Source organism: Modestobacter sp. DSM 44400, assembly GCF_900107175.1.
Lineage (GTDB): Bacteria > Actinomycetota > Actinomycetes > Mycobacteriales > Geodermatophilaceae > Modestobacter.
In genome coordinates this window covers 1-5,343 of sequence record NZ_FNOZ01000105.1, presented here as the reverse complement: position 1 = coordinate 5,343, position 5,343 = coordinate 1, and the positions used below count along the sequence as shown (strand labels likewise).

General features: G+C 63.8%; 3 protein-coding genes and 2 pseudogenes. 2 read left to right on the top strand and 3 right to left on the bottom strand.

All coding sequences use genetic code 11. The annotated features are described in order from the left end of the window. The 3 genes and pseudogenes from BLW04_RS24625 to BLW04_RS24610 form a co-directional block, all read right to left on the bottom strand. Positions 1–243 (bottom strand): annotated as a pseudogene (locus BLW04_RS24625) (ISL3 family transposase); the annotation flags it as partial. A gap of 129 nt (positions 244–372) precedes the next feature. Further along, positions 373–1,302, bottom strand: coding sequence for an SIR2 family NAD-dependent protein deacylase (locus tag BLW04_RS24620; protein WP_091548187.1), 930 nt, complete (start codon positions 1,300–1,302; stop codon positions 373–375). Between the two features lie 1,059 nt (positions 1,303–2,361). Next, positions 2,362–2,547 (bottom strand): hypothetical protein, encoded by a 186-nt coding sequence (locus BLW04_RS24610; protein WP_139307023.1) that lies wholly within the window; start codon positions 2,545–2,547, stop codon positions 2,362–2,364. 485 nt (positions 2,548–3,032) lie between these two features. On the opposite strand from BLW04_RS24610, the gene BLW04_RS24605 reads away from it, so the two are divergent. Together BLW04_RS24605 and BLW04_RS24595 are read left to right on the top strand one after the other, a co-directional pair. After that, on the top strand, positions 3,033–4,832 hold the full coding sequence (locus tag BLW04_RS24605) for a hypothetical protein (protein WP_091548184.1): 1,800 nt from the start codon (positions 3,033–3,035) through the stop codon (positions 4,830–4,832). A gap of 275 nt (positions 4,833–5,107) precedes the next feature. Next, positions 5,108–5,343 (top strand): annotated as a pseudogene (locus BLW04_RS24595) (IS256 family transposase); the annotation flags it as partial.

Below are 5,343 nucleotides of genomic sequence, written 5' to 3'. Positions count from 1 at the left end.
GCGGACCGTGACCAACAAGGTCGTGGGGCGCCAGCCCAGCGGCTCGTGCGCCAGCCGCCGAACCACCGTGTCACGGGGCACTCCCTCGCAGCCGCAGCGGCGGCACCACTGGTCCGGCTCGACGACCCGGCACGCCAGGACCGCACGGTCGGGTTCGAGGCGCTGTCCGACGACTTCAAGGCCGAGTCCGTCCAGGCGAGCGAACGTGGTCAGGTCAGGGCAAGCGAAGGTAGCGTCGGGCACGTCGAGGTCTTCCAGATGGGCAGCGTCAGAACTCCCATCTTCGGAAGACCTCGACCCTTATCCGGCGACCGACGCGCCGACCGGCTCTACACCCTCAACTGCGAAGAGCCGGTTAAGCCCGCCCGAATGTCAGCATACGATGCTGGCGATCCGTTGAAGAGGCGAATCGAGTTGGGCGAGAGCGTCGCCGCGTGCGAGATGTCGCGAGATGTCGATGGTGGTCGTTGCCAAACTTGGCGGCAAGGCGTCGGGCGAATCCGAGGTCGTGCTGTGGAGTACTCGGCCACGCGACGAGTCTTTTTCAAGCAAGGCGTGCGTCAGGTCTTCCAGACTTCCGCCAGCGACCTGAATCCCTCGCTGAACATATAGCTGCGCTCGATCTTCGTCATACTCGTAGGCGAGGAGGAAGACGCGGCCTGGGACGCCCTGCGTTCGTAGTGCCGCGACGTCTTTCGCCAACGACCTAAGGTGGGCGTCGCGCAGCGACTGACCGACGATAAGGGTGTCACCCGTCAGCATATTGATACGAAGACTGTCAAATAGGCTCTGTCGATACTCGACAAAACTGTCATAGTCGGCCTCCGTGAGCAACATCCTCGAGTGAGAGCCATCAGCGGCATCTTGAGTGAGGCAACCGTGCATCTTATACAGAACGGTAACTGGCGTTGCCGCAGCTTCGACTGTGAACTCGTAATTTGATCGAACGACCTTGAGATCTTTACCCGCCTGCCGATAGGCCTGCTCGACAAGCCTATCGAAATTCGTTGAGTAAATAGCGCGCCAGTTGAAGGCTGGGACGGCAAGCATTCCCTGGGTGGGCTGCAGTCCACTGAGGCGCTGCCGAATGTCCTGGACCAGGTCTTTCCGACCTAACCGGTTCTCGTAGATTCCGCAAATCTCAGACAAGTCGCCACCGTCCGGCGGTGGGGAGAGACGAGACGCCAACTGACGTGCCAAACTCGCCCCCGTCGGAGCACCCGAAGATACAGACGCTCCCGCGCCAAGCAGGAGCGACGTTTGCGATGGATTGATTAAGGCCACAAGGTCAGCGAGTTTCATGTCTTGCCTTACCCCCGGATCGACTGACTGAAGCGCGATACTGACCGATCAGGCCCCCGGACCCTTTCGAGTCGGGAATCTTGGCCACGGATTGCTGGCCGCGTGAGGACGACACCCTGGCGCCGAGCCGATAGTGGCATGTCTCCCAGCTTCGTCGCGCATCGCGGTGGGACGCGCTAACTGGCCGTTCAGGTGCAGGTTTCTCACTTCGTTGGAAGCGAGACACTCCCCGGACGGCCAGCCCCAAGAGTCAAATCCGCAGGCGCGCGTTATCCACACCTTGTTTCAGAACTGCGTTTCACTAGGCGCCTCCGAAAGTGACTTGTGACACCTCATCGGCAACCTACGCTCATAGACCTTGGCTACGCGCGGGAGCCAACGACCGAGCAGGACCTCGACCGGCGAGTGGACGCCCGCACCAGCACTGGCGGCGCACCCGAGCGAGACCTGGCTGGACACGAAATCAGGCGTCGCCACCGACCGACCCGGTCTCACCCGAGCTGTGGCCCTCTCGCACCCCGGCCGCGTGATCGTTGTGCGCCCTCGACCGGCTGGGAGTCCATTCGGGACACCAGGAACCCGATCGGCGACCTCACCAGCTGCGGCATCGGGCCGCGGAAGATGCTGATCGTCCTCGGCTACCGCTACCGCTACCGGGTACGGGTATGGACCGGAAGTGCCTTCGCGCCCACACCGCGCCCACACGACGCCCACAAAAGGCCCGTTTCCAGTCGTGGCCAGCCAACAGCTGTCGACGGTGAATGACCAGGTCAGTTGCCGTTTTGAGGACGACTTGTGCTGGTCAGGGATGGCCTCTGAGGCGTCTCATAATCCCTGGGTCGTGGGTTCGAGCCCCACCCGCCCCACCACCAGGCAATACGCGGGTACTGAGTCCCGCACAGCGCTCCAACAGCCGGGGACTGCGTCATCATGTGAGGCATGACGCAAGCCCGGCTCCGGCGTGGCGCCGCTGTCGCAACCGCGACACCTGCCTTCGATGATCTGTCGGTCCTGCTGCCCGACTGGCGGACCAGCAGATCGCCATAGGTACAGCAGGCCTCATGGACATCTAATCCGGACAGAAGCCGCTGCCAGAAGGTCCCGGACGATGTCGATGTCGTACCCAGTCGCGTCGGCGATCTGTCCGTCGGAGCAGGACTTGCCTCCTCGGCTCGCCAGGTACTGCCGAGCAGCGCGGGAGGTTGCCTTGGTCTCCTCGCTGAGCCCGTCATCGTGGCGGGCCATGCCGTCATCCTCCTCGGCGAGCATCGGGAAACCCGACGTGGGTCCACCTGCTCGGTCCTGGAGCCGTAGGATTTAGGACCTCGGGGTGAGCCCTCGTGGGCGTCCGGGGTCGCGACGATCCGGCTGGTCTCGGGATGTTACTTAAGTACGCGCCCCCATCTTCTCCGAGTCGTGCCCCTTGGATAGCGGGCTCCCAGGTGTGAAGTAATTGCGATCGCAGTCAGCACACCCGGGGCGCCCACTAAGGCGATTAACCGAGGACAACCTCCCACAGCCCCGTGCGCCTTGCCAGTATCTCCGCGCACGGTCAGAGGCACGACGGTCATGTCGTACCTCAGGCCTATGGTCCATTGGTGATCAGCGGCTCAGAGGACGGCGCCGAGTAAACCGTCGTACTGCGGGCTCGCTCCGCGGCTCGATTCCTGCCCGAAGAGGGATGGGAGCTAGCGCTCAACGTTCCGAACCTCGACCTCGAAGCCATACAAGTGCGGGCGTTCACACGCTGGGTCGACGAGGCGAGCAAGCAGCTGCCCCGCGAGTTGGTTATCGAGGTCCGGGGCCGTACCGGCTCTCTGGACGAGGCAGCCGGCAAGTTCGGCGCGATCGCTCGCCCTCTCACCACGCTCGCGGGCTTCGTAGCCAATGTGCTGGTGGGCACGGCAGAGGTGCACCTTGCGTACGACTCGACGCCGACGCGCGAGGAGCGAGAATTTCTAGAGACGTTCCTGCCGGACGAGCGGGGAGCGGTGTCGGATGGACGCATCATTCAGCGCCATCTGCTTGAGGCGGTTGCCCAGGCTTTTGTCAGTCTGAGCACCGACAGCGACCGTGTCAGCCGGGCACTTCGGCAATACGAGATGGCACTGCGCTACTGGTACGTCGGCGGGGAGTGGCTAGCTCTCAGTCACCTCTGGATGGCAGTCGAAGCTCTGACCGATGCGGTTATCAAGAAGGAGGCCGTCCGCCGGGGTGTCGGCAACGCGGGGCTCGCGAAGTCGTTCGGGCTGCCGCTGGACGATCCCGACAAGCCCTGGGGCACGGCTCTTAGGCACGAGACGCGTCGCCGAGTGATCTTCCGTAGCGATGACGAGATCTATCAGGCAGCGCGGAAGGGCCGGAACGGTCTCGAGCACGGCTTCATGGAACTCGACAAGGTTGCCGCGCACGCGCTGAAGTCGGCCGACAAGACCTTCCACCATGTCCGGCAGACGATCATCGACCTGCTCGGACTGGCGCCGGAGATCGCCAGCGAGCTGATGGAGATCAAGCCAAAGGACGTCCAGTCCTCCCGGAAGGTGGCTCGGGGGCGCCTCATCGGTGCTGCAGTGGACCCTGCGATGGAGGGGGAGCTGTACCCCCGACTCGCGTGGAGCTCGGGCATCGACGCCGTGGTCCGCGAGGGCTCCACATTTCAGATGAAGAGCAAGGACCGGATGACCATCCGGACGCACCCGAACGTCGGCTTCCGCTTGGAGCAGCTGGAGGTTCATAGTCGGGTCGAGGACGGCCAGTCGCCGGTGCAGCTAAGCGACGAGGGCGTTGATATCGAGCACGCGCCGGCGAGGCCCTCGGACGGACTGCTGGAGCGTGTCATGGCCCTGGTCGACTCGTCGGTTGCGAATGGATCAGAAAGCGAGCACACGCCCGCCTCCATGTTCGCCTTCAACATGTTCGGCCAAGGCGTGGCCTTCTTTCAGTCCGCCCAAGCGCTGATCAGCGCCTACCTGCCCGTCGAAGCCCTAACCGTCGTTCGTGGCCTGACGATTGTCGCGGCCCGGTTTGAAGCGATGGCCGACCCCGAGGGTCCGGGCCTCGGCGTTGCACTTCGTGCCGTCATGGACACCATCGCGTCTTCTGGGAGCGATCCCGATCTGATCGCAACCAGGCTCGCGGAGTTCGAGGCGGGCGCGAAGGCTGCTGGGCTCACAGTGCCGTCAGAGCTACTGGCTAGCGAAGAAACCGACATATTCCGCAGCCTCCAGGCGGAGATGAACATGGCGTCTGACCTGCTGGAGGCCAACTATGTGGGCATCGAATTGCACGTGATGAGGATCGATGAGGAGCACACAGGCTTCCAGACGAAGCTCGAAGGTGGCCCACTGACCGACCTTGTCGCCTCAGCAGCCACGATCGCCATGCTCGACACACTGCGCAACGCCGCCCTGGTCTTCGAGTGGACCATCGAGGCCGATGCCATCGAGGCGACGATGGCACGAGCCCGAGAAGTCAACGAAGCAGCTGCTCTACTGGACTTCCGCCCAACCCAGCGATTGCCCATCGCCTAAGTATCCGCCGATCCGCATCGACGCCGCGGTGGGTGGCACTCCCGAACTGATCGAGTGACGGACCCGCCGCGCGAAATCCCGGTGGTGGGTTCCCACTTCACGGTGCCTAGTCCCCTTCGGCACCATGTGCAGACGTTGACCCAGAACTACTTCCCGACCGTTGACGAGAGGTTGTCCCGGGTCTCGTGGAAGTTGAGGTGGCGGTCCCCCGCCTGCACCGGCCGTGAGGTAGGTGTTGGGCGTCCGCCAAGACTCCATCCGAACAGGGGACCGCCGTGAGCAAGACCTACCAGAAGACCGAGACCGACACACCGGACGCGCCCGGGGTGGCCGTGCCCGAGCGGGTGAGCGTGGCGATGGCTGAGATCGCCGAATCGATGCAGGAGGGGCTGCTGGCCCTGGCGGTTGGCGCCGGGATGCAGGTGATGAACGCGCTGATGGAGGCCGACGTGTCTGCGTTGGCTGGCCTGAAGGGCAAGCACAACCCCGAGCGGGTCGCGGTCCGCCACGG